The sequence below is a fragment of the Chitinophagales bacterium genome (assembly GCA_020636495.1).
In the GTDB taxonomy this organism is placed as follows: domain Bacteria; phylum Bacteroidota; class Bacteroidia; order Chitinophagales; family Chitinophagaceae; genus UBA5543.
This window is the reverse complement of the sequence record JACJXQ010000008.1, coordinates 2845164-2868830: the sequence shown is the minus strand read 5'-3', so window position 1 is coordinate 2868830 and position 23667 is coordinate 2845164. Positions and strand designations below refer to the sequence as shown.

The window sequence follows — 23667 nt, the reverse complement described above, 5'->3', positions numbered from 1 at the left end:
GACAATGGGTTTGTCAGAACCTGTAATTTATGCTCACGCCATTGGCTGTTGGATAAACCGACTGTAATAGTTTGGCCCATTTAGTCGCGTTCTTTTTGTGAGCAGAATACACCAGTTGATCGACCAGGAACATGACCACACCCTGTGTAGCTGTAGCAAGACCAAAGGCAGAAACCATCTGCCTGTCGTTAAGGATATCAGGAGCGGCTGCGTAAAGTATGAATCCCGCGGCTGTAAGTCCGATGTCGAATGCAGCACGTACTTTGTATGCATGCAGGTTTGCCTCGAATTCTTCATAAGACAGGTCGAAGTCGTTGATGTCGCGGCTTTTAATTCCGGCAGTCATACCCAACGCAAAAATGCCCTCTACGACGCCGTAACCGGCAGTGAAAAAAGAATACTGGTGGCCAAACTCGCCGGGGAAACTGGTGGTATATCCGGCGATCCCCGCACCTATATCTACCAGTGCAATAACTCCAAGTGCTGTGGCACCTCCACGGCTGGTTCTTTCTCTTTGGGTGTTCAGGTCAACCAGGTTGATATCCTGTGCCTGGATTGACGTAATGGATAGTACCAGTAAAAGGGCGGTTAGGATACGGCGTATCATTCTGTATATCGGGTTTTTAAAAATTTTTCAGGCTGCGAAGCTATATTTTTTCACGGTAATAAAAATATACACTGCAAAAAAATGCCCGCTATAGAGCACATGCTCCCCCGTTCTGCCGTGCGCCGTTATTTAGTTTTGTACATGTTTCCTGCGCGTCGTTCCGGTTATATGCTTTGATGGTCGTTTTGGTAGTGCCGGCAGCAGCCCCGGGATATACACAGGTGCAGGTAAAATTCCTTTCGCACGAGGACATAGAAGTCATGGCTATGGCTGCAGCCATAGTGATCAATAGCTTTTTCATCGTTGTATAGTTTGAGGAATTGTAAAATGCAAATAGCGTGCCAGTAAGGGGACAGTGCATTAGTCAGAATTCATTTTGTTAATCGTAATCTGCAAATTGTAAGCTACATTATGAACCGATTGTCTATTATATAGTGATAACTCACAGGTTACGTTGTTTTGGTAGAGAAAAACAATTTTGTAAGAATTTCTGACTTTTTTTAGAAGTTTTATATACTCAGATATTTCGTTTTTAATACTGTTGGTAATGTCGAGAGTCGGAAAGTTATGATTAATGCTAATAGTATCTTTATTATGATAAGGGAATGGTACTCGATAGATAGTGTCTCGGGTATTACTTGACAGATAATGGAGATAAATAGTTTCTGAGTATTCACCTGTGTCATGATGTTTATAGGTAAATGCAGTTATTGTATCATTAATGGTATAAGTTGAAAATGAATCTTGTTTTATCTCATTAAACCAAGTATTAATGATTTCAACTACTTCACTCTTTTGGAGTTTTGTGTGTTCATAAGTAATGTTATTGTCTGAATTGTATACTGTTTTGCGTACTGATTGTAGTTCGCCATTACTATAGGATGTACAAATATTTGTGTCTTTCGAAGGACTCCTGTTGATAAAGCCATAAAAAGATACAGAGTCTTGTTTAACTAAGTCGTAGTGGTGATTGGAGAAAAAAGTGATACTACTGTCTGCAGAAGTGTAAAGAGTGTCTTTCTGGGTGAAAAATAGTCGTAGATTAATGTTGGAAATTTCCGCTGGCCAATAATCAAAATATATTTCATAGTTGAGTTGTTCGTATTTCATAGTATGCTGCTTACCATTAGCTAGGAAAATAGTCTGACTCAGGCAACTAAACGGTAGCAGCACTAACATGATGAGTATTGCCTTCATGTGCTAAAGATAAACATTTACCTATCCTCTAATCTATCCCGCCTTTCTCTTTTACGTAAGAGGTAGGTTTGCCGGGGCGGAGCACGCGCAGCATCTGCAGCAGTACGGATAATAATATCAACAGCATGCCTATATAGAACTGGGTATTCAGCATTTCATATTCTTTAAAGAATACAAAGGCCAGCAATATACCGTAAACAGGTTCCAGGTTCACACTGAGGGTTGAAGTAAATGCACTGATATGCTTCAGGGCGTTCAGTGCCAGCGACTGCGCCCATACGGTACAACACAGGCTCAGGATAACCAGCCATAGCCAATCGTAGCCGTTAGGTAGCAGGTCGACTGTCTCTGTTGAGTATATGACCTGGAAAGGTATCAGCAGGGTGATAAGTGTCCAGCCGGCGGTCATCTCGTAAAACACCATGGTACGCGATGGGTATTTGTGGGCTATCTTCTTATTGAGCACTGTGAACCATGAGCTAAGCAGAGCGGCAATTATGCCAAACAGTACGCCCAGCCCGAAAGACCGGTCGAAACTATAGATAAGATACACCCCGGCAATGGCCAGCAGTCCCAGGAGTAACTCAGTAATGCTGTGTTTTGTTTTGTTGACGAAGGGGTCGAGCAGGGAGGTAAAGATGCCGGCAGTAGACAGGCAGACCAGGGCAACAGAGGCGTTGGCAAACTTGATAGAGCCATAAAAAGCCACCCAGTGAATACCGATGAGGCAGCCGATCCATATCAGTCGCCATTTGTCGCCCCGGGGTATGGGCACCCATTCTTTACGATAAAATAATATTACGGACATGAAGCCCGCCGTCATGAGCATACGGTACCAGACAAGGACGGGTGAACTGAGGTCTATTGCGCGGCCTAAAACAGCTGTAAAACCCCAAAGGAGTACAGCCACGTGCATCTGGAATAACGCTTTCTTCATATACGTTGGAACGAAGCGACAAACTTAGTGCAAAAAAAGACCCTGAATGAAAAATAATTACAGAACTTTGTTGCTTGTGTTTTACATGAAACCAATTAATTATAACTTTATTCGCCTGAAAGAAAAGGATCAAATAAAAAACTGTTCTATAAGTTGATGAACAACAGCTATACTGACCTCGTAAAACAAACCTTCGATTTTCCGCAAGAAGGTTTTGAAGTAGTAGATAACTACCTGCAGTTCAATGGAGTGGATATAAAAAAGCTGATAGACAAGTACGGTACGCCCTTTAAGCTTACCTACCTGCCCAAGATAGGCCAGCAGATAGCTACAGCTAAAAAGTTGTTCAACGATGCGATAAAGAAAACCCGGTACGATGGTAATTATTACTATTGTTACTGCACCAAGAGTTCGCATTTCTCATTTATAGTAGAAGAGGCGCTGAAGCACAATGTGCACCTGGAGACCTCTTTTACTTATGATATAGAGATCATCAAACAGTTATACAAACGCAGAAAGATAACCAAGGATACATTCATCGTGTGTAATGGTTATAAGACCAAAGCCTACACCCGCAGCATCGCCCGCCTGATCAACGAGGGGTTCAGGAACGTGGTGCCGATACTGGATAATAAAGAAGAGTTTGAGGATTACAAGAGACTTATCAGGTCAAAAGACCCGGTGAACATAGGTATCAGGCTGGCAACAGAAGAGGAGCCGACCTTTGACTTTTACACGTCGCGCCTGGGTATACAGAAGAAAGATGTGCTGGAGTTTTACGTGGACAAGATAAAAGGCAACGATAAGTTCAGACTGAAAATGCTGCACTTCTTCATGAATAAGGGTATCAAAGATGATATCTATTACTGGAGTGAGCTGAATAAGGTGTTGAACCTGTATTGCCAGTTGAAGAAAATATGCCCGGAACTGGACAGTATCAACCTGGGGGGCGGTTTCCCGATCAAACACTCTTTGGGTTTCGACTATGATTACAAATACATTGTTGGCGAGATCGTATCCAACATCAAAAAAGTCTGCAAGCGCAACAAGGTTGACGTGCCCGATATCTATACGGAATTCGGTTCGTATACAGTAGGGGAGAGCGGTGCCGTGATATACAGCACACTGGGCGAAAAGATGCAGAACGACAGGGAGATATGGTATATGATAGACAGCTCTTTCATTACTACGCTGCCCGATACGTGGGGTATAGGTGAGAAGTTCCTGCTGCTGCCCATCAACAAGTGGGACAATGAATACCAGGAAGTGCACCTGGGCGGGCTTACCTGCGACAGCCACGACTTCTATACTTCAGAAGAACATATCAATGCTGTATTCCTGCCCAAGACCGATAAGGAAAAAGGTGCGGAACCACTCTATATGGGCTTCTTTCACACAGGCGCCTACCAGGACCAACTGGCGGGTTATGGAGGTATCAAACATTGTATGATACCATCGCCCAAGCACGTGGTGGTAGAACAGGATAAGAACGGTAATATGGTAGACTGGCTGTATGCAAAAGAGCAGACCGCACAAAGTATGCTGAAACTACTGGGATATACTAAGTAGGTGTTAGTGATTATTTAGTTGATTTCTTGTTTCTCACGCCTCGTTTTGTTACTTCACGCAGACGGTTATTTTCTACACGCCAGTATCCGTACACCTTGGTTTCTGTGTACTTGCGAATAGTGATGCCAATCTTCTCGGCTATATACCAGCATAGTTCATAACCGAAATCCTTGTTCTCTATATTTACATCGGTGTAAGATATCAGGTCCATATACTTGATGATGATACTTCTAACAGTAGCCACTGTGGGCTTTTTTTTGCCTGAATAATGGCGTATCAGCTCAGTACAGCAATCTTCCACCAGGTTGTTAACAATGTCCTTCACCTCGTCGGGGCTGTGATCTACACCGGGTACGACCTTGTGAAAATTATGATATTTGTCCAGCCACCGTATCCGGCGGAGTTCTTCAATAATGGCATCGGCCTGTGCTTTATCTTTCTTATTCACAGGCAAAACTTATTGAATGGAGTACCTGCTGTTGAGCAGCCCCAGTTTGAACAATACCAGGATAATATATTCTTTTAACAAAAGTATCATGCGCTGTATCACAGGGAACTTATCCGGGAAAGGTGCGGGTACTACAGTCACCTCTTTCAGCTCTCTTGAGAAAAATTGCTGCGCCCTGAGTTTATGGAAGCTGGATGTGACCACAATAGCTTTTTTATAGCCTTTCTCTTTCATGATGCCTTTCACCAATCGTGCATTTTCGTAGGTGTTCTTAGCGTTAGACTCAATATAAATATCTGTATCAGGTACTCCTTGTTTTATGCAATATAGTGCCATTACCTCTGACTCTACAAACTGATTGTCTACTGCTGCGCCGGTAACGATGATCTTGCCTGCAGCCCCTTGTTTGTATAGTTCAACAGCCTTGTTCAGCCTTGCCTTGAGTATAGGGCTTGGCTCTCCATTCTCATCTACGGGGTATCCCAGTACTACCAATATTGTATCGGAGGTGCACATTATGGTTCAAATTTACTCAATTATTCAAATTGAGGGATAGCGGCATTTGTTCATATCATGGATAGAAAATGTGGATAGCATTATGCAAAAAAATTTCCGAAAATGCTATTTTGGCCTCATATTTGCCTGAAGAGAAGTTATTAATAAAATAGCAGAGGATTTACAGTTTTGTAACAAATAAGTATGATAGGTGTTAACTATTCATATTACATACATATACCAGGATATCAATGATACGGAATCTTATTATTGAATTTGCACCAATGTTGGTCATATTATTAATAATTATTTTTACAATTATTAAAGTTTCTATTATCTCTATTAGTATGAATAAGAATTACTTTTCGCTTTTTCTGAATTCATTCTGGTTTTACAACAGGGTTACCGTACGTAATACCTTTCATGAAAAGCTGAAAGAGTTTTACAAACGCAGTAATCGGATCAACAAGATCTTCTATATCATTTTTGCAATTGTAATAGTCGTCTACCTGCTTATGAAAGCCATATAACAGGCTTCACAACAAGCATTAGCACTCCATTTTTTACAACTTATCCTCCACCGGCTGATACTATTTCTGGGTTACAACCCAAGTTTTTATTACATTTGCGCAATTTGTTTTTTTTATGTCTGCACAAAATGAATTTGCACCTGCGTACCTGTTGTTAGAGGATGGAACTATGCTGAAAGGAAAGGCTTTCGGCGCCAAAGGTACCAGCGGAGGTGAAATATGTTTCAATACGGGGATGACCGGCTACCAGGAGGTCTTTACAGATCCGTCCTACTCAGGACAGGTACTGATCATGAACTCTGTGTATGTAGGTAACTACGGGGTGAAAGATGAGGATACCGAAAGTTCTTCTGTAAAGATCAAGGCGCTTATCTGTAAGAATATATCATCGCGCTACAGCCGGATGATTGCAGATGAGGGGTTGGAAGAGTACCTGGTAAAGAACAATATCGTTGCCATACACGATATAGATACCCGTGCGCTGGTGCAGCACATCAGGAGCAAAGGTGCCATGAACTGTATTGTCAGCACAGAATTATCAGATATAGAGAGCCTGAAAGCGGAGCTGGCCAAAGTGCCGTCTATGGAGGGCCTGGAGTTGTCATCAACGATCTCTACCAAAGAACCATACTTCTATGGTAATGAGGATAGTAAAGTAAAAATAGCCGTTCTTGACTACGGTGTTAAGCGTCATATACTGCAATGTATGGCCGAGAGGGGAGCATACCTGAAAGTATTCCCTGCAAAGACCAGCTACGCTGAACTGCAATCGTTCCAGCCTGATGGCATATTCATATCAAACGGCCCAGGTGACCCGGCTACTATGGACTATGCAGTGAGTATGGTAAAGGAAGTGCTTTCAGAGGATAAACCTCTTTTTGGTATATGCCTGGGGCACCAGATACTGGCACGCGCCAATGACATACCTACATTTAAAATGCACCATGGGCACAGAGGCCTGAACCACCCTGTGAAGAACCTGCAGACCGGGAGATCGGAAATAACTACACAGAACCATGGTTTTGGTGTAGTGGCCGAGGCCGCACAGAATTCTGATAGGGTAGAGGTGACGCATGTGAACCTGAACGACGGCTCAATAGAAGGTATCAGGGTAAAAGGAAAGTCGGCGTTCTCTGTACAGTACCATCCTGAGAGCACCCCGGGCCCACATGATTCACGTTATCTTTTTGATGACTTTATCAGTATGGTGAAAGCACGTATGTAGTTTTTTCTGCAATACGTATGTTGAATATATCTTTTCCGGAAAAAACACATGTTCATGAAAAATGAGAAAATACTGATCATAGGTGCCTGCGGGCAGATAGGTGTAGAACTGACGCTTGCCTTACGCTCTGCCTATGGTGCATCTAATGTAATAGCGACTGATATACGTGAGGAACATGCCTTGCTTGCCGGTACAGGTCCATACGAAGTACTGGATGCCATGGACGGACAAGCCATAACAGATACGATAAAGAAACATTCTATAACCCAGGTATACCTGCTGGCAGCATTGCTGTCTGCAACGGGTGAAAAGGCCCCTAAGAAGGCCTGGGATATCAATATGCAGAGCTTATTGCAAATCCTGGATATTGCAGTAGAGCAGAAGCTGAATAAACTGTACTGGCCAAGCTCGATAGCTATATTCGGATCTACTACACCGAAGCAACAAACGGCGCAAAAAACGATCGTAGAACCTGAAACAGTTTATGGTATCAGTAAATATGCAGGTGAGCTGTGGTGCCAGTATTATCATAAAAGGTGGGGGCTGGATGTACGAAGCCTGCGTTACCCAGGCCTGATAAGCTGGAAGTCTGAACCCGGAGGTGGAACTACTGATTATGCAGTAGATATTTTTTACGAAGCTCTGAAGACAGGCAAGTATACGTGCTTCCTGGAAGAGCATACCTATCTGCCCATGATGTATATGGATGATGCTATAAGGGGTACGATAGAACTCATGGAAGCTCCGGCAGAACAGGTGAAGAACAGGCTGGGTTATAACTTCTCGTCCATGAGCTTTTCACCAAAAGAGCTTGCAGCTGTAATAAAAGACATCATCCCCGGGTTTGAAATAAGTTATTCACCCGATTTTCGTCAGCAGATAGCCAATGGCTGGCCACAAAGCATTGACGACACCGAAGCCCGCAATGATTGGGGCTGGGAGCATGCCTACGACATTCGCCGCATGAGCGAATCAATGTTGCACAACCTGAAAGAGAAGCTGCAACTGGCTTAGTATTAGCTGTTTATGTTATCCTGTAGTTAATCAGGCTGTGTGATATTCGGGGTGTCATTTCCGTGGTGCATATTTGTGCCCGGAAATACCTAACAGAGTGAAATCAGAAAGACAAAGAAAAATAGAGAAGCATGCGAACATGCTGAATAAGGAGAAAAAAAGGAAAAGGATCGCATTGACCTTATCCGGTCTTATCATCGCCATTCCCATCTATCTCAAGTATAAGTACGGCGGCTAATTCTTACTATATTTGATGCCCATTCAGTTACATTATGGGTAAACAGAGATTAGTAGTATTAAGCGGAGCAGGCATAAGTGCCGAAAGCGGGCTGAAGACCTTCAGGGATAGTGATGGCCTTTGGGAAGGGCACAATGTGCACGATGTGGCCACCCCCGAAGCATGGCATCGCGATCCGTCACTGGTACTTGATTTCTACAACATGCGCCGCCGAAATGTAAAAGATGCACAGCCGAATGCTGCACATACCGTGTTGGCAGAGCTGGAACAGCACTATGACGTATGGGTGGTGACCCAGAATATAGACGACCTGCATGAGCGTGCAGGTTCAACAAAAGTATTGCACCTGCATGGCGAGATATTTAAAATGCGCAGCGAGCAGAACGAAGAGCTCATCTATCCTGTCTGGGATGATATATCTATTGGTGATATAGCACAGGATGGCGCACAACTAAGGCCACATATTGTGTGGTTTGGCGAGCCTGTGTATATGATAGAAGAGGCTATACCTATCATGCAGTCGGCAGATGTGTTTGTACTGGTAGGTACATCTCTGGCTGTATACCCCGCTGCTGGATTGGTAGACTATATCAGGCCCGAAGTAAAAAAGTATGTGCTGGACAGGGTGATCCCACCTGTATACAGGTATGCCAATGTGCATCCAATTGAGATGCCGGCCACGCAAGGTGTGCTTGAATTAATGAAGCTGTTGGGTAGTTAGCGTTCTAAGTTGAACAGGCTGTCTACAAACTCTGCTTTGTTGAAGAGTTGCAGGTCTTCCATACGTTCGCCCACTCCAATATATTTTACCGGTATTTTGAACTGATTGGCAATGGCCAGCACCACGCCGCCTTTTGCAGTACCGTCCAACTTAGTGATGGCCAAAGCTGTTACATCTGTAGCAGCGGTGAATTGTTTGGCTTGTTCAACGGCATTTTGTCCGGTGCTGCCATCCAGCACCAGCAGTACTTCGTGCGGAGCTCCGGGTATCTTTTTGCCAATTACACGGCGTATCTTACTCAGTTCTTCCATCAGTCCGGCTTTGTTATGCAGGCGGCCTGCAGTGTCTATCAGGGCTATATCCACCTCCCTGGCCAATGCGCTTTGTGCTGTGTCGAAAGCAACTGAACTGGGGTCACTGCCCATTTCTTTTTTTACGATAGGCACGCCTGTGCGTTCACTCCAGATGGTCAACTGGTCAACTGCGGCGGCGCGGAAAGTATCTGCAGCACCCAGTAGCACCGATTTGCCGTTCTTTTTGAAATTATATGCCAGCTTACCGATGGTGGTGGTCTTACCAACACCGTTCACGCCTACTACCAATACGATATATGGTTTTTTATCAGCAGGCAGGTTAAAACTTTCATGGTCATAACCCGGAGAGTTGGCTAAGATCGCCATCATCTCTTCCTGTAATATTTCGTTCAACTCTTTGGTGCCAACGTATTTGTCTTTTTTTACCCTTTCTTCAATACGTTCTATTATAGTTACAGTGGTGTCTATACCCACGTCAGCGCTTACCAGAGCTTCTTCCAGGTTGTCCAGTACTTCCTCGTCAACAGTATCCTTTCCTGCAATAGCTTTGGTGATCTTTGAGAAGAAACTGGTCTTTGTTTTTTCCAGTCCCTGATCCAAAGCATCTTTCTGCTCCTGTTGCTCTTTGTTGCGTTTAAATAGTTTATCGAAAATACCCATTGGTAAACGGTTTTGTAAAGGGTAAAATAATCCGGCTCGGGTGCGAAAATACGGTTTACTGCCTAATATTTCTTGTTAAAAGAAAAGGGCAGGCCTAAACCCACCCTTTTGTATTGAAAATTCAGTTATTTATTTGCTGAGCTTTGCTTTCAGGTTCTTGTCCAGAGCATCCAGGAATTGCTCCGTGTACACATAATGTTCACCTGCGTTCACCTTATTGCCATGTATACATACGGCCAGGTCTTTGGTCATGATACCGCTTTCTACGGTTTCGATACATACTGCTTCCAGTGCATGTGTGAAATCTATCAGCTCCTGGTTGTTGTCCAGCTTTCCACGGAAAGCCAGTCCCCTTGTCCATGCAAATATTGAAGCTATCGGATTGGTAGAGGTTGGTTTGCCATTCTGATGGTCGCGGTAGTGCCTTGTAACCGTTCCGTGTGCCGCTTCAGCCTCCATAGTGCTGCCATCGGGCGTAACCAGGGTAGAGGTCATCAGGCCCAGTGAACCAAAACCTTGTGCCACTGTATCGCTCTGTACATCGCCATCGTAGTTCTTACAAGCCCATACAAAGTTGCCATGCCATTTTAATGCGCTGGCTACCATGTCGTCTATCAGGCGGTGTTCGTAGGTCAGGCCCTCTTTATCATATTCTGCTTTGAATTCGTTTTGGTACACCTCTTCGAAAATATCTTTAAAACGTCCGTCATATTGTTTCAGGATGGTGTTTTTAGTAGACATATACAGCGGCCATTTCTTTTGCAGCGCCATATTGAAGCAAGAGCGTGCGAAACCACGGATAGACTCATCAGTATTATACATTGCAAGCGCAACGCCGTCACCTTTGAAATCATATACTTCATGTTCTATTGTCTGCCCGTCTTCTCCTTCAAATTTAATGGTCAGCTTGCCCTTACCTTTTACCGTAAAGTCAGTAGCACGGTATTGGTCGCCGAAAGCGTGACGGCCTATGCAGATAGGAGCAGTCCAATTGGGTACCAGGCGAGGGATGTTATCTATTACTATCGGCTCGCGGAATACAGTACCGTCCAGTATATTCCTGATAGTACCATTAGGGCTCTTCCACATTTTCTTCAAACCAAATTCTTTTACGCGTGCCTCGTCGGGAGTAATTGTAGCACATTTGATACCTACACCATGTTCCTTTATTGCATTCGCTGCATCTATGGTTACCTGGTCGTCAGTAGCATCTCTGTGTTCAACACCAAGATCGTAGTATTTAATTTCTACATCAATATATGGGAGTATCAGTTTGTCCTTAATGAACTTCCATATAATTCTTGTCATCTCATCACCGTCAAGTTCTACAACCGGGTTGGCTACTTTAATCTTACTCATATATTTACTATGTTATTTTACGGGGCTAAAATTAAGAAAAGACGGCATAATTGCACCATTATTCATAAAATACCTCTTTGCATGCTGTAGTGTGCAATGCACCTTAAACAAAAAGCCTGCACCATTTGGTGCAGGCTTTTTAACCTTATTATCTCTTATAGTTTACTTACTGATAGTAAACCTTCTGAAATCTTTATTGCCATCGGCTGTAATGTGAACAATGTACACACCCGGAGCCACGTCATTCAGCAGTATCCTGTGTTCCAGTTTACCACCTCTTATTTTATCGTTGGCTATGTATACATTCTGGCCCAGTGCATTTACTACGCGTATCTCAGCATCGGCATTGGTTGTGATGTTGTAGTCGCCTTTGATGGTAAATGTACCTGTGTTCGGGTTAGGATATACATTCAGGTAGCTGAAGATATCTTTCACCTCGCTTACGGCGGTTGTTACATACCTGCTGAGCGCCGGTACCAGTGACGGTCTCGGACATACTTCGTTGCTGGTCATCTCAACATGTATCACATCGCTGTTCACCAGGTCGCTGGCTGTAAATGATGTGCCGGTTTCACCCGGTATAGCAGTGAAGTTCTTGAACCACTGGTAGCTCGGGCCTGAACCACCATTTGTCGGAGAAGCAGTGAATGTATAAGTGTTATTACCACTGTAAGATACCGTCACGTTAACTGATGGGTCAACCAGAGGTGTAACGTCGAAGGTGATCTCATTACTTGTATCAGGGAAGACGCAAATTTCAGTACTGAAGAATTTGCAGCTGATCACGTCATTATCGTTCAGTGTTGAGATTCTCAGTTTACCACCTACTTCACCCGGAATGTCTACGCCATTCAGCATCCATTGCAGGGTAGGGTTAGGACCACCCAACTGGAACTTAGAGTAGATGAGTACCTCAGCTTCGGCACAGATATTACTGTCAGGCGTTACGCTGATAGAGATACCTGAAGAACGGGTAGGGTTAACGATCATTGGCAGTGCATTGCTACCTGCCACAGCAGGTGCCAGGCACTTCAGGCTGCTTATCAGGTTACATGTCACCACGTCACCATTGCTCAGAGTAGTAGTTTTGTAAGTAGTTGAGTTGGTTCCTGCATTTACACCATTCACTTTCCATTGGTATGTAGGTGCAGTACCTGCATTCTTCGTGCTGTCAACTGTAAATGTTACTTCTTTGCCTGAGCATGCGCTATCGCCAACGCTTGAGCTGATGTAGATAGCCGGCGTTACATACTGGCCTACCAGTATCGATACCGGTGCACTCCACAGCACTTTCGGAGCCGGGCAGGCAACGCTGGTTGTCAGCCTGCACTGAACGAGGTCTTTATCGTTGTAAGAACCATATGTGTATGTACTGCCAGTACCTACTGTGTTACCATTCCTGGTCCACAGGTAGGCAGGGCTGCTGCCCCCGTTGGTTATAGTAGCAGTCAGTGTAGTAGACTGTCCGGTACAGATGTCGATATTACCGGTAATGGTAATGGTCGGGTGTACCAGCGGGCTCACGGTCATAGTAGCAGCCGATGATGTAGCTGATGGCGTACATGTGCCGCTCACTACGCAACGGTATTGATAACCGTTCATTGAATACAGCGCCAGGCCTATGCGCATAGCATTGGTAGTTACCCTGCTGTAGGTGCTGTTGTTAGACAGGTTCTGCCAGCCGGCACCGCTATTCACCTGCCACTGATAGCTCAGGTTTGTACCCGTAGCCGCAACAGTTATGTCAACATACTGTGTGCTGTCACATACTGTGAAGCTTGGCGGATTAGTAGTAATGGTTGGTTTGGCATGTACTGTCAGGTACAGTGTATTGGTAGTTGCGTTAGAGCAGGTACCTGATATCTGGCAGTAGTAAGCTGTTGTAATAGTAGAGGTCGGAGCCGTCATACCATTTATATTCAGGGTACTTGTAGTCGCTCCTGAGTATATACCGCCGTTGGTTACCTGTACATAACCTGTACCTGTGCTCCTGTACCATTTATAAGAAGCTCCTGTGCCGGTAGCGCCAACTGTAAAGCTCGCATTACCACCGCTGCATATAGTCACATTGGTAGGTTGCGAAGTAATAACGATCGGAGTATTTACCGTCAGTGTTGCACTGCCGGAATTGATAGAAGGGCTGCAATATCCGCTGATAGCGCACCTGTACTTATAAGTGTTCAGTGAAGCCGGCGCATTCAGCACAGTAAGCGTTTTGGTGGTAACACCTGAATACTGGCTGCCGTTTGAAATATTGCTCCATGAAGAACCACCATTAGTGCTCACCTGCCACTGGAAGTTGAGTAGGCTGCCTGTTGCATTCACAACAAATGCTGCATTCTGTCCCTGGCATACAGTAGTGTTGCTGGGGCTGTAATCCAGCACCGGTGGTATACGTACTTCCATGCTGGCACTGTTGGTTGTTGTAGCAGGTACACAACCTGTATTCAGTGCGCAACGGTACTGGCCGCCATTCATACCGGCAATGGCATTGGTTACGGTCAGTGTTGGTGTAGTAGCGCCCGAGTAGTTAGCATTGTTCACAACGTTGGCCCATGATGTGCCGTTGTATGTTACCTGCCATTGATAAGCAATGGTAGACGAACTGCTGGCAGTTGTAGTGTAAGTAGTATTATCTCCTATGCAGAGTATCTTGTTGGTAGGCTGCACGGTAATAGTTGGCGATGTAGCCACTGTAAGTGTGGCGGTACCGGAGGTAGCGCTAACAGTACAAGCTGTGGTAGCCACGCAACGGTATAAATAACCATTCATGGTCAGCGGCGGGTTAGCTATTGACAGTGTTGTTGTATTAGCGCCGCTATATACACCCGAGTTGGTCACATTCGCCCATGAAACACCATTGTGTACCTGCCACTGATAAGTATTGTTATATCCTACTGCTGTTACTGAGAAGTTACCGGTGCTGCTGGTGCACATTACCGTAGACGAAGGATTGGTTGTAAAGCCCGGGGTTGCGGCTATGGTCAGCGTAGCCTCTGTTGTAGTAACTGAAGGGTTACATGTACCCGTAGCCCTGCAACGATACCTGTAGCCATCCATGCCCGCGGTAACACCTGTCAATGTCAGTGTACCTGTATTAGCACCGGCATACATACCGCCATTGGTAATATTACTCCATGAAACCCCGTTAAACTGTTCCCACTGGTAAACCAGCCCGTCGCCGGTAGCGGATGCTGTAAACGATGTATTACCACCCGTACAAACTGTTACAGAAGATGGATTACCTGTAATGGCAGGTTGTGAAAGTATGGTCAGTGTACCCGCACTTGATGTTGTTGTACAAGGGTTGGTGATCACGCAACGGTATTTGTAGTTGTTCATACCGGAGGTCAGGCCGGTTATTGAAAGTGTAGTTGTTGTTGCATTGTTGTACACACCGCCATTGGAAATGTTATTCCACGTGCCACCGCCGTTGGTGCTCAACTGCCATTGGTAAGACATAGATGTACCTGTAGCAACAATAGAGAAGGTGAGGCTGCCATTCGGGCAACCATTGATGCTGGATGGTTGTGTAGTGATCACTGCAGGCGTATAGAAATTCAGTGTGCCTGCGCTTGAGTATACTGAGTTGCCGCATGGATTATCAGCTACGCAACGGTAAGTATAGCCGTTCATCGTATTAGGCGCGTTGGTCAGTGTAAGTGTAGATGTGGTAGCACCACTATATACACCTGTATTGGTAACGTTGGTATAAGCGCCACCCGTGCTTACCTGCCACTGGTAAGTAGCTGTAAGGCCGGCACCGGTTGTTGATGCAACCGTGAAAGATGCATTGCTGTTAGGGCATATGGTAGTGTTAGAAGGATGTGTAGCTATGCTGATGGCAGGGCATACCAGGTTCACTTCATAGTCTTCTGTTTCGCCATAGCTAAAGTTGGTACAAGCCTGTGTAGAACTTGGAGGAGTACTACCATAGGTACAACGTACCCTCATGGCTGTGCTGCCTGTCAGTGCTGTTGCCGGTATCACCAGGTTGCCGGTGATGGTAGTTCCGCTACCGGTGCCTAAGTAAGTATATTCCGAAGCATCGAAAGTACCGCTGTGGTCATAATCTACCCATACAGTCACTTTCTCATTACCACCTGCACCTACCGTTACAGACATGCTGTTGGTAGAGCCGATATTGATACTTGGTGCCGCTACAGACCCGATATAGCTTACATAGGCAGGTGCTGCGGTACAACCTGTTGAATTATTTAAAGTACCCAAGGTAACGTTAGATATATCATCACTATAAATACAGCCACTTGATGTAGTGGCCGTACAATAACATGCCAGGAACGAAGTACTTACCAGTTTTGAATTAGATGTACCTGTGTTACCACTGCAGGTTACATTGCACCTGTAATAAGTTGATGCTGTTTGAGTAGTGGTTAATGTAGATGAGGTAGCGCCGCCTATGTTGCTCCATGTGCTGCCATTGCTGGACGATTGCCACTGGTAGGTAACGCCTGTACCGGAGGTAGCATTCTGCAGCGATAAGGTAAAGCTGGTACTGCTATTACAAACTACATTGGCTGTTGATAATGTATTGCCGGGAGAAGGTGTGCCACTACATGGTGGAGGAGCGATCAGGTTCACATAATAATCTTCAGTCTCACCATAGGAACCTACACTGTTTGTACATGCCTGTCCACCGGTCATAGTAACCAGATATGCACAACGAACACGCATTCTTACATTGGTTCCCGCTGTTGCTGTTACAGGAATTGTGATAGAACCACTGTGCGATGTACTGGGACTGGTACTGGCCAGCATTTCAGATGATTCATATTGGTTATTGCCATTCAGATCTATCCATATTGCAACACCTTCGTCGTAGCCGTAATACCCCCCTACACTTGCAGACCAAGAATACGTGCTGCCGATGGTCAGGTTCCTCACAGGCGTACTATAGAAGCTGTATCCTGTTGCAGTATTTGAGTTACAACCGCTATGGTTACTTGAGGTGCCGGCCAGCGTAAAAGCATCGATGGCATCTCCATAGCTACAGTTGTTGGTTGGTGTTGATGTTGTGGAACATTGCGAGTAGCCAATACTACTTAAAGTTAATGCTCCAAGCAAAAATAAGAGTCGCACTAGTTTCATATACTTGTTGTTTATTATTATGTGTATTTGGGTAATGTATTAATAGTTGTAATACGTGAAGGTTAAGTTAAATAAAAAAAATGACAACAATGCTATTTTTTTATATCTGAAGTGTATTTCGAATTAAAAATGATTTCATGTATACTGTCGGTATTGCTTAAAGGACTAACTCTGTAACTCAATATGTTTTGCCAATCGCCGTTAATTTTCTTGTTTTGAACATTTGCTTCCCATACTAAGTCTTTGTTTTTCATTAAAATAAATAGCTTACTAGCCGATCCCATTGATACCAAAAAAGCATCACCAGGTAGTTCGGTCATATTGCCTCCGCTACTTCCTTCTGAATTCGAATTATTGTCAAATTTGCACCTGAATTCCCAAAAAAGCTCGGGATCGTCATTGTTAGTGTTAGGTTCCTGGATAAGGAGTAGTGACGCTGTTTTATCAGAGTTTGGGTTGTCTAAGATATTGTTGTTGTATAATGAGAGCTGACCGGAATTGGTTATGCTGCAATTGTGCTGACCATAAAATGTGCCTTTTACTTCATTGTTGGTTGAATCAAGTTGGCCATATATTCTGATCTTTTGCCCTGAGGGGTATTTAATTTTAATGATGCTACTAACATCCCTGTAGCTGAGGTATACAACCTGATTCTTCTGATCAAAGTAAAATGCATTCAGGTGGGTACGGATACTTCTCCTGTCTGTGCTTTTATATGCATGTTTAAGAAAGAAGTCATTCGTGAATATACCCGAAGATTTCCATGACCATACAACTTTGCCTGAGGGTGAGTATTCTATCAACGTGCCACATTCTGTTTTGATATTGGGTTTGTTATTTATGAATGTAAATGGTTTAAACGCTTTGTAGCTATCAGAGTCTGAGGCAGGTACAGGAATCAACAAGTGTTCATTTCCGGCAACCATATAGTTGCCGTTTTTAAGACGTGTAAACTCATGGTGGTAATATTCTATGCTGTCTCCGCTCACAATTCCATTGTTGGGGGCTTTCCATAAAACATCGCCATTATAATCTATTTCATAAGCATTTTTTTCAGTCAGAAATGTGATGGTGTTTTGAGGTGTTATTTTCAGGTCACGGATATTGGTATTATCATCATTCACTCCGGGTATTTCAGGTAAGTACCATATTGGTGTGCCGTCCAGATCATAAATGGTTTTAGTCGCATCTACCAGAATATACATATTATTGTCTCTTGTTTCGTTTTTCGTTACATGAAGTCTGTATTTTGAAGTATCTGTATACATACTATACCCCGTTGAGAACATGTATTTGGGAGATGTTTCAGCTATTTCTTTGCCTTTGTAATAATGTACTTCCCACCGGTATGTTTTACCAAAACCAGGTACCGTGGCTATGAGTTGGTGGTTATCAGACATTTTTTTGAAAACAGGTTGATATACTGTCTTTCCCGTGTCTGTAATGATCACCTCCTCTACATCAAATTCATACCCGGTTACTCCTTCTTTTTCAGGTACTGAAAAGCCTATCAGCCTGTAGTTTAGTTGGGTCCTGTTGGGGGGTAATACCTGCGCCTGCGCGGTTTGCAGCATTGCCAGCAGTAAGTATGTCATTAAAATATACCCGGTTCGCATCATTCAATATTTATATTGCTTATCAGTAATAGTAATAAATAAAGGGCTATAAAGATAATATTTACCATGTTTTAAGTACATCCGGTTTCAGAAGGTGATGCAATATAAAAAGCCCGTCCATCCGGACGGGCTTTTTATTATTTGCCAAACTCAGTATGCTTACTGCAGCTTGGTGAATTTTATAGACCTTACCGGTTGTTCTTCCACATCCAGTATGGTTATGAAGTATACATCGGGGCTCAGCTTGCTGATGTTTATTGTAGTCGTATTACTGTTGGCATCCAGGTTGCCTACGCTCAGTGTCTTACCTGTTTTGTCGGTAATGGTATATTTAGACACGTATTCGCTGATGCTCTTATCGGTTTTTATCACTACCTGTTCGCCTTTGGCAGGGTTAGGGTAGATGGTGATGTTGTTATCACTTGTTATGTCGTTTACTGAGTTCATCGGTTCAACAGACAGCAATGCAGATTCGCTGGTATCAGCAGCACCGGCGCAGTTGCCAGAGCCTTTTATCATACACTTGAACATAAAGCCATCCTGTATCCTGGATACTTTACCTACCCTCAGGATGTTTGTTTTTGAGCCTGAGTAGATGCCGTTATCATTTACATTGGCATAGTTGCCCGTACCATCAGACACTGCCCACTGGTATTTTACACCAATGCCGGTAGCGCTTACGTTGAAGAAGGCGGTACCACCCGGTTTCAGGTTCTGGTCAACAGGGTCTGATACTATAACAGGTATCGGGTTGATCACCATTTTTATGTCGTTGGTAGTAGCCGTGCCGCATACACCGTCAAATACGCACCTGATCAGTGCGCCATTCAGCGTATCTGATACGTTGAAGGCATACAGGGTGTCTTTGTTTTGCATGAATGCAGGCATTGTTACATCTACATATCCACCTGCAGATTTGCTGTATATCTGCCACCTGCCTGCTTTTACGGTATCATCAGCTTTGAAAGTAATGGTTGTATTCAGGCCCTGGCAAGATGAATCTGATAATGGCTGGCTTACCAGTTTTATATCCGGGTGTTTGATGAGCATGGTCGTGTCAGACGGGTTGGTAATGGTAGAACCGCAGGTGGGTGTTACCAGGCAACGGAATTTTGCCCCTATCAGGTTCGACGGAATATTGCTCATACTCAACGTCTGTGTGGTTACACCGTGGTAGGTAGCATTGTTGCTCAGGTTAACAAATGAATTACCCTGCATGATCTGCCATTGGTAGCCGGCGCCGTTGGTAGCATACACATTGATGGTACCTGCACCGTTTTCGCACACTTCGGTAGTAGGCCCGATCTTTTTGGCGAATGACGTTGAACAAGCCGCAACGATCACGAATCCATAGTCTTCGCACTCACCATAGTAAGCACTTCCACAAGGTTGTGGCGCCGATGCGTACTGGTACGTACTCCTGATACGCAGGCGTGAGTTGCCCGGTGTAGCAGTAAGCGGAATGGTAAAAGAACCGGTAGTGCTGGAACCGTAACCCAGGGTGCCTGCATATACCTGCTCACCCGCATCCAGGAAATCACCATCCAGGTTAAAGTCCACCCAAATGCGGAAGGCCTGGCTGTAGTAAGGAGTGTTAGCCAATGTAAAGTTCACAGTCTGGCCTTGTATACCTGTATGAACCCTTGTATTATAATAGATATAACTGCTTGTGTTGCTGCAACCTGTATTATTACTGGTAATGTTGGTACTCCCGCCCGTAGTGGAGAATGAGTTGATGTACAAGTAGTACCAGTTACATGGGTAATAAAACGTTGGGGTACAATACTGGGCGTTGGCCTTTTGTATATTGGAAAGACCCGCTACCAGTAAGCATATCAGCATCAATGATGATCTGCGTAAAGCTTTTTTCATATCGCCTGGTTTAATTTTTTTTTAATATTTCAGGCAATATAAGATAAAATCATTAAAATTTGTTAAAAATAAATTTTTCCAGCTCTTCGCGGGTCAGGTAGGTAGCCCGGTACTGCCCCAGGGGATACCAGTTGTTGTTCGCATCGCCACTCTGTGGCAGTACATTCCACACCAGTTTTTTCTTGGGGTCTACGATGAATATTCTGCTGGCCGAGCCCATGCTTACCAGCAGGCAGCCATCCGGCAGTTCTTCTACACTGCCGCCGGCGCCACCATGCGCTTCGGCAAAGGTGTCTATGTCGCAGGTAAATTCCCATACTTTTTTCAGGCCGGATTTGCTGCTGTCCTCTTCAAATACCGATACTTTTGATACAGATTTCATTCTTTCAGGACCAGACATCAACAGCATGGGGTTAGAGTTGTTGTTGAACATATATAAGCGACCGTTGTCGCTTTTGCGCACGCAGTGCTGCCCGTAAAACATCCTCTTGTCGCTCAAGGTGCTGTCGTTGATCCATATATCCCCGTAACGATTCAATATTTTGCCTGAAGGGTAGGCTATCTTCACTATTTCATTTGTGTTGCGGAAACTCATGTATATCACCTTGTTCTTTTCGTCAAAGTCAAAGGCGTTCAGGTGCATGTCTGTATTCAGGCCGTTCAGTGCACGTTTCCTGAAAAAATCATCATCGGTAAAATGGTCTACCGATCGCCACGACCATACTACTTCTTTCTTTTTGTTATACTCTATCAGGTTGCCCGCTGTGATCTTTTTATAATAATGCCCGTCACGTTCTTCCAGGTAGTCTTTGGTCAGCGTTTCGGGTTTTATCTCTATCCCGTCGGGTACACGTCTCATTACATACTCCAGTGATGCTACCATGTAGTTACCATTGTCCAGTTTGGTAAATTCGTGGTGGTAATATTCCATCGTGTCACCGTTCACTTTACCGTCATTGGGGGCACGCCAAAGTACCTTACCGGAGTAGTCCATCTCAAAAGCGCCGAAGTTGGTAGTGGCGGTAAAGGTGTGGTCTTTGGTAGGCTTCAGGTCCCTCATCTGCAGGTTCTTGTCTTTCACCAGCGGTATGTCCGGCAGGTACCATACAGGTTTGCCGTTCATGTCAAATATCACTGAGATAAAGTCCATAACAATGAACAGGTCTTTGTGATGTTTTGCGCTGTCTATGATCTTCAGCCGAAACAAACTGGTGTCGATGGTTGAGTATTTACCCGTTCTGAAATGATAATATGGAGTAGTGTGTTTTACCTTGCCTTTCTCGTTCAGGTAGCCCGCACGCCACATATATCCTTTGTCAAATTCGGGCAGCATCACAATGGTCCTGTTGCTGTCACTCCTTTGGCTGAAGAGTTCTTTGGTTACGATATCTCCTTTGTCGTTCAGGTCATACTCCGATATCTCGAAAACGTAGCCGGTGGCTTTATCGTCTTTTGGAGCAGTGAATCCTGCCAGGCGGTAATTGAGTACATCACCTTCTCCGGGCAATTGTGCGTAAATGGTATTATCGGCAAGAAAAGCAATGGCAAAAAAGAACAAAAAGACATGTACTTGCTTCATCTGGTAGTAGTATTATTCAAAATTATTTTGCGCAATGGTAACAATAATACGGAATAAAAGTATCAAAAGCGGGTCTCGATCTCACGGCATCAGCTCAATGTCCAGTCTATTATCTCGTTGGCCCATTCGCTGCGGTATGGAGTAGATACTTTGATATAGTTGTCTGTATAACCGTCCATCATGCCGTTCTTGTCAGCATGTTCAAATAATACTTTGCGGTTTTGCCCCAGGTGCTGATTGGTGAAGTACTGCATCTTCTGGTACGACAGGTTGCGCAGTATTTTGTTACGCTCATTACGCACATGCATAGGCACTACTTCTTTCATGTCGAAAGCCAGGGTGTTGGCACGCTCTGAGTAGGTAAATACGTGCAGGTAAGATATATCCAGCCCGTGCAGGAAGTCGAAAGTTTCTTTAAAGTCCTCGTCCGTTTCCGACGGGAACCCCACTATTACGTCCACGCCAATGCAGCAATGCGGCATCAGTGCTTTGATGCGTGCCACACGTTCTTCGTACAGTTCTTTCTGGTAGCGGCGACGCATCAGGCCCAGTATCTTCTTGCTGCCGCTTTGCAGGGGTATATGAAAATGCGGCATGAATTTCTGCGATGATGCTACGAAATCTATGATTCCGGTAGTCAGCAGGTTAGGCTCAATAGATGATATACGGTAACGTTCTATGCCGTCTACTTTATCCAGTTCCTGTATCAGTTCGTAAAACGATTCCTCTCTTTTCTTACCGCCGTTGTCACCCTTGCCAAAATCGCCCAGGTTGATGCCGGTAAGTACTATTTCTTTGGTGCCACTCTGTGCCAGTTCGCGCGCATTGGCCAGTACGCCTTCTATGCTGTCGCTGCGGCTGTGCCCGCGCGCCAGCGGTATAGTACAAAAGCTGCAGTTATAATCGCACCCGTCCTGCACTTTCAGGAATACCCTTGTGCGGTCGTTGACAGAGTAAGAACTGTGAAATCCTTCCACGGCTTCTATCTCGCATGAATAGACCTCGGCTTTGGCTTTGCTTTTGGTCAGTTGGTGCAGGTGTTGCCCCAGGTTGAATTTCTCTGCAGCGCCCAATACCAGGTCCACGCCCTCAATCTCTGCTATCTCCTGCGGTTTCAGTTGCGCGTAGCAGCCTGTTATCACCACCATCGCCTCGGGGGCGCGGCGTTGTATGCGTCGCACCAACTGGCGGCACTCTTTATCGGCATTGTCGGTTACAGAGCAGGTATTGATAACATATACATCGGCCTGCTCGTCAAAAGCACGCTTCTCAAACCCTTCTTTTTCCATCATCCTGCCCAGGGTAGATGTCTCTGAAAAATTGAGCTTGCAACCTAATGTGTGAAATGCTATGGACCTGTTTTCCTGCATGGGGCGCAAAATTAGGGATAATTACGCACTATGTGTGCTTACATATTCTTTATTTCGTTTATTTTTGCCCCGATATATACACCCCATATGAAGAAAGTAATACTTGTAGCGCTCAGCGTATTCATCCTGGCTTCCTGCAAAAAGCTGGAAGATCTTATCAAGGTCAATTTTGTTGTCCCATATTCTAAAACAGTAGCTGTAACGGGCTTGCAGGATAATCCTGTGATTCCCCCGGTGGTCGGGCTCAGGGCTTCTATTCCACCTATCGGGGTAGCTACCAACTCTACAGAAACAATGAGCAACTACAACACCAGTGGCGACCTGGTCAAGTCTGTGGTTTTCAGTTACCTGAATGTTGACGTAAATGAACCCAGCAGCCAGACACTGGACATGGTTGACTCCCTGTGGTTATATGTTTCAGCCTCCGGTTTGCCCGAGGTATTGGTTTCCCACTATTACGACATCCCAAGGGGCATACGTTCGCTGGAACTGGAAACTACAGATGATAATATGAAAGAGTATTTCCTGAGAGATTCTATGTACTTCAGGATAGAGGGGCATTTTTACAACGCGCCTGATACAGCATCGGTATTCACCTTCACCAGCAAGTTCGATGTCGTAGCCAATCCGCTTAAGAAATAAGTCTCTTCGGGTTTATTAACTCCCGGTAAATAGTTTGCAAATAAATGCTGCGGCATTACAAGATATCTTGTAATGCCGCAGCATTTTTCTTGCCCCGGCGCAGGTGTCAGGTTTAAGTTATGCAGAAAAAAGTCGGTAAATTTTGTTATTTAGTTGTTAACGTTT

General features: G+C 44.6%; 20 protein-coding genes. 7 read left to right on the top strand and 13 right to left on the bottom strand.

All coding sequences use genetic code 11. The features are described 5' to 3' along the window. Nucleotides 1-13 precede the first annotated feature (13 nt). The 4 genes from H6550_12775 to H6550_12760 all read right to left on the bottom strand — a co-directional run bounded on the left by H6550_12775 (nt 14) and on the right by H6550_12760 (nt 2741). A complete protein-coding gene (locus H6550_12775; protein MCB9046999.1) occupies nt 14-607 on the bottom strand; it encodes a hypothetical protein in 594 nt (197 codons plus the stop codon). An 88-nt stretch (nt 608-695) separates the two neighbouring features. Further along, nucleotides 696-908: a hypothetical protein gene (locus H6550_12770; protein ID MCB9046998.1), complete on the bottom strand. Its 213-nt coding sequence runs from the start codon at nt 906-908 to the stop codon at nt 696-698. A 59-nt stretch (nt 909-967) separates the two neighbouring features. Further along, nucleotides 968-1804 (bottom strand): hypothetical protein, encoded by an 837-nt coding sequence (locus tag H6550_12765; protein ID MCB9046997.1) that lies wholly within the window; start codon nt 1802-1804, stop codon nt 968-970. A gap of 28 nt (nt 1805-1832) precedes the next feature. Then, the gene (locus tag H6550_12760; protein MCB9046996.1) at nt 1833-2741 is read right to left on the bottom strand and encodes a DMT family transporter; all 909 of its coding nucleotides are present in this window, start codon (nt 2739-2741) and stop codon (nt 1833-1835) included. 156 nt (nt 2742-2897) lie between these two features. Between H6550_12760 and H6550_12755 the strand changes: the two genes are divergently transcribed. Further along, on the top strand, nt 2898-4310 hold the full coding sequence (locus H6550_12755) for an arginine decarboxylase (GenBank protein MCB9046995.1): 1413 nt from the start codon (nt 2898-2900) through the stop codon (nt 4308-4310). Nucleotides 4311-4320: 10 nt separating this feature from the next. Here H6550_12755 and H6550_12750 read toward each other — a convergent pair whose 3' ends face one another. Beyond that, entirely contained in the window at nt 4321-4758 is a 438-nt protein-coding gene (locus tag H6550_12750; GenBank protein MCB9046994.1) for a hypothetical protein, read from the bottom strand. 9 nt (nt 4759-4767) lie between these two features. Then, nucleotides 4768-5274, bottom strand: coding sequence for a YdcF family protein (locus tag H6550_12745; protein ID MCB9046993.1), 507 nt, complete (start codon nt 5272-5274; stop codon nt 4768-4770). A 326-nt stretch (nt 5275-5600) separates the two neighbouring features. On the opposite strand from H6550_12745, the gene H6550_12740 reads away from it, so the two are divergent. The 5 genes from H6550_12740 to H6550_12720 all read left to right on the top strand — a co-directional run bounded on the left by H6550_12740 (nt 5601) and on the right by H6550_12720 (nt 8981). Further along, the gene (locus H6550_12740; protein ID MCB9046992.1) at nt 5601-5783 is read left to right on the top strand and encodes a hypothetical protein; all 183 of its coding nucleotides are present in this window, start codon (nt 5601-5603) and stop codon (nt 5781-5783) included. 115 nt (nt 5784-5898) lie between these two features. Further along, nucleotides 5899-7008 (top strand): glutamine-hydrolyzing carbamoyl-phosphate synthase small subunit, encoded by a 1110-nt coding sequence (carA, locus tag H6550_12735; protein ID MCB9046991.1) that lies wholly within the window; start codon nt 5899-5901, stop codon nt 7006-7008. 54 nt (nt 7009-7062) lie between these two features. Then, nucleotides 7063-8022, top strand: coding sequence for an NAD-dependent epimerase/dehydratase family protein (locus tag H6550_12730; protein ID MCB9046990.1), 960 nt, complete (start codon nt 7063-7065; stop codon nt 8020-8022). A 97-nt stretch (nt 8023-8119) separates the two neighbouring features. Beyond that, complete coding sequence (locus H6550_12725) at nt 8120-8260, top strand: hypothetical protein (protein MCB9046989.1); 141 nt, start codon at nt 8120-8122, stop codon at nt 8258-8260. Between the two features lie 34 nt (nt 8261-8294). After that, complete coding sequence (locus tag H6550_12720) at nt 8295-8981, top strand: NAD-dependent deacylase (protein ID MCB9046988.1); 687 nt, start codon at nt 8295-8297, stop codon at nt 8979-8981. On the opposite strand, the gene ftsY is transcribed toward H6550_12720, so the two are convergent. From ftsY to mtaB, 7 genes are all read right to left on the bottom strand, one after another. Beyond that, on the bottom strand, nt 8978-9955 hold the full coding sequence (gene ftsY / locus H6550_12715; GenBank protein MCB9046987.1) for a signal recognition particle-docking protein FtsY: 978 nt from the start codon (nt 9953-9955) through the stop codon (nt 8978-8980). The two genes, H6550_12720 and ftsY, sit on opposite strands and share 4 nt — an antisense overlap. A 129-nt stretch (nt 9956-10084) precedes the next feature. Continuing rightward, nucleotides 10085-11314 carry an NADP-dependent isocitrate dehydrogenase gene (locus H6550_12710; protein ID MCB9046986.1) on the bottom strand — a complete coding sequence of 410 codons (1230 nt, stop codon included), beginning with the start codon at nt 11312-11314 and terminating at the stop codon, nt 10085-10087. A 162-nt stretch (nt 11315-11476) separates the two neighbouring features. Next, nucleotides 11477-16423, bottom strand: a complete 4947-nt coding sequence (locus tag H6550_12705; protein MCB9046985.1) for a T9SS type A sorting domain-containing protein — start codon at nt 16421-16423, stop codon at nt 11477-11479. A 92-nt stretch (nt 16424-16515) separates the two neighbouring features. Then, entirely contained in the window at nt 16516-18018 is a 1503-nt protein-coding gene (locus H6550_12700; protein ID MCB9046984.1) for an aryl-sulfate sulfotransferase, read from the bottom strand. A 180-nt stretch (nt 18019-18198) separates the two neighbouring features. Then, nucleotides 18199-19911 (bottom strand): T9SS type A sorting domain-containing protein, encoded by a 1713-nt coding sequence (locus tag H6550_12695; GenBank protein MCB9046983.1) that lies wholly within the window; start codon nt 19909-19911, stop codon nt 18199-18201. A 52-nt stretch (nt 19912-19963) separates the two neighbouring features. Then, nucleotides 19964-21490 carry an aryl-sulfate sulfotransferase gene (locus H6550_12690; GenBank protein MCB9046982.1) on the bottom strand — a complete coding sequence of 509 codons (1527 nt, stop codon included), beginning with the start codon at nt 21488-21490 and terminating at the stop codon, nt 19964-19966. A gap of 89 nt (nt 21491-21579) precedes the next feature. After that, nucleotides 21580-22860 (bottom strand): tRNA (N(6)-L-threonylcarbamoyladenosine(37)-C(2))-methylthiotransferase MtaB, encoded by a 1281-nt coding sequence (gene mtaB, locus H6550_12685; GenBank protein MCB9046981.1) that lies wholly within the window; start codon nt 22858-22860, stop codon nt 21580-21582. A gap of 87 nt (nt 22861-22947) precedes the next feature. Between mtaB and H6550_12680 the strand changes: the two genes are divergently transcribed. After that, on the top strand, nt 22948-23502 hold the full coding sequence (locus tag H6550_12680) for a hypothetical protein (GenBank protein ID MCB9046980.1): 555 nt from the start codon (nt 22948-22950) through the stop codon (nt 23500-23502). Nucleotides 23503-23667: the final 165 nt, after the last annotated feature.

What these genes read in the sequence shown, in the direction of transcription:
- mtaB (MCB9046981.1), bottom strand. Translation starts at nt 22,860, where the DNA reads ATGCAGGAAAACAGGTCCATAGCATTTCACACATTAGGTTGCAAGCTC.
- H6550_12720 (MCB9046988.1), top strand. Translation starts at nt 8,295, where the DNA reads ATGGGTAAACAGAGATTAGTAGTATTAAGCGGAGCAGGCATAAGTGCC.
- H6550_12680 (MCB9046980.1), top strand. Translation starts at nt 22,948, where the DNA reads ATGAAGAAAGTAATACTTGTAGCGCTCAGCGTATTCATCCTGGCTTCC.
- H6550_12710 (MCB9046986.1), bottom strand. Translation starts at nt 11,314, where the DNA reads ATGAGTAAGATTAAAGTAGCCAACCCGGTTGTAGAACTTGACGGTGAT.
- H6550_12755 (MCB9046995.1), top strand. Translation starts at nt 2,898, where the DNA reads ATGAACAACAGCTATACTGACCTCGTAAAACAAACCTTCGATTTTCCG.
- H6550_12700 (MCB9046984.1), bottom strand. Translation starts at nt 18,018, where the DNA reads ATGACATACTTACTGCTGGCAATGCTGCAAACCGCGCAGGCGCAGGTA.
- H6550_12705 (MCB9046985.1), bottom strand. Translation starts at nt 16,423, where the DNA reads ATGAAACTAGTGCGACTCTTATTTTTGCTTGGAGCATTAACTTTAAGT.
- H6550_12740 (MCB9046992.1), top strand. Translation starts at nt 5,601, where the DNA reads ATGAATAAGAATTACTTTTCGCTTTTTCTGAATTCATTCTGGTTTTAC.
- H6550_12765 (MCB9046997.1), bottom strand. Translation starts at nt 1,804, where the DNA reads ATGAAGGCAATACTCATCATGTTAGTGCTGCTACCGTTTAGTTGCCTG.
- H6550_12745 (MCB9046993.1), bottom strand. Translation starts at nt 5,274, where the DNA reads ATGTGCACCTCCGATACAATATTGGTAGTACTGGGATACCCCGTAGAT.
- H6550_12695 (MCB9046983.1), bottom strand. Translation starts at nt 19,911, where the DNA reads ATGAAAAAAGCTTTACGCAGATCATCATTGATGCTGATATGCTTACTG.
- H6550_12770 (MCB9046998.1), bottom strand. Translation starts at nt 908, where the DNA reads ATGAAAAAGCTATTGATCACTATGGCTGCAGCCATAGCCATGACTTCT.
- H6550_12730 (MCB9046990.1), top strand. Translation starts at nt 7,063, where the DNA reads ATGAAAAATGAGAAAATACTGATCATAGGTGCCTGCGGGCAGATAGGT.
- H6550_12690 (MCB9046982.1), bottom strand. Translation starts at nt 21,490, where the DNA reads ATGAAGCAAGTACATGTCTTTTTGTTCTTTTTTGCCATTGCTTTTCTT.
- H6550_12775 (MCB9046999.1), bottom strand. Translation starts at nt 607, where the DNA reads ATGATACGCCGTATCCTAACCGCCCTTTTACTGGTACTATCCATTACG.
- ftsY (MCB9046987.1), bottom strand. Translation starts at nt 9,955, where the DNA reads ATGGGTATTTTCGATAAACTATTTAAACGCAACAAAGAGCAACAGGAG.
- carA (MCB9046991.1), top strand. Translation starts at nt 5,899, where the DNA reads ATGTCTGCACAAAATGAATTTGCACCTGCGTACCTGTTGTTAGAGGAT.
- H6550_12760 (MCB9046996.1), bottom strand. Translation starts at nt 2,741, where the DNA reads ATGAAGAAAGCGTTATTCCAGATGCACGTGGCTGTACTCCTTTGGGGT.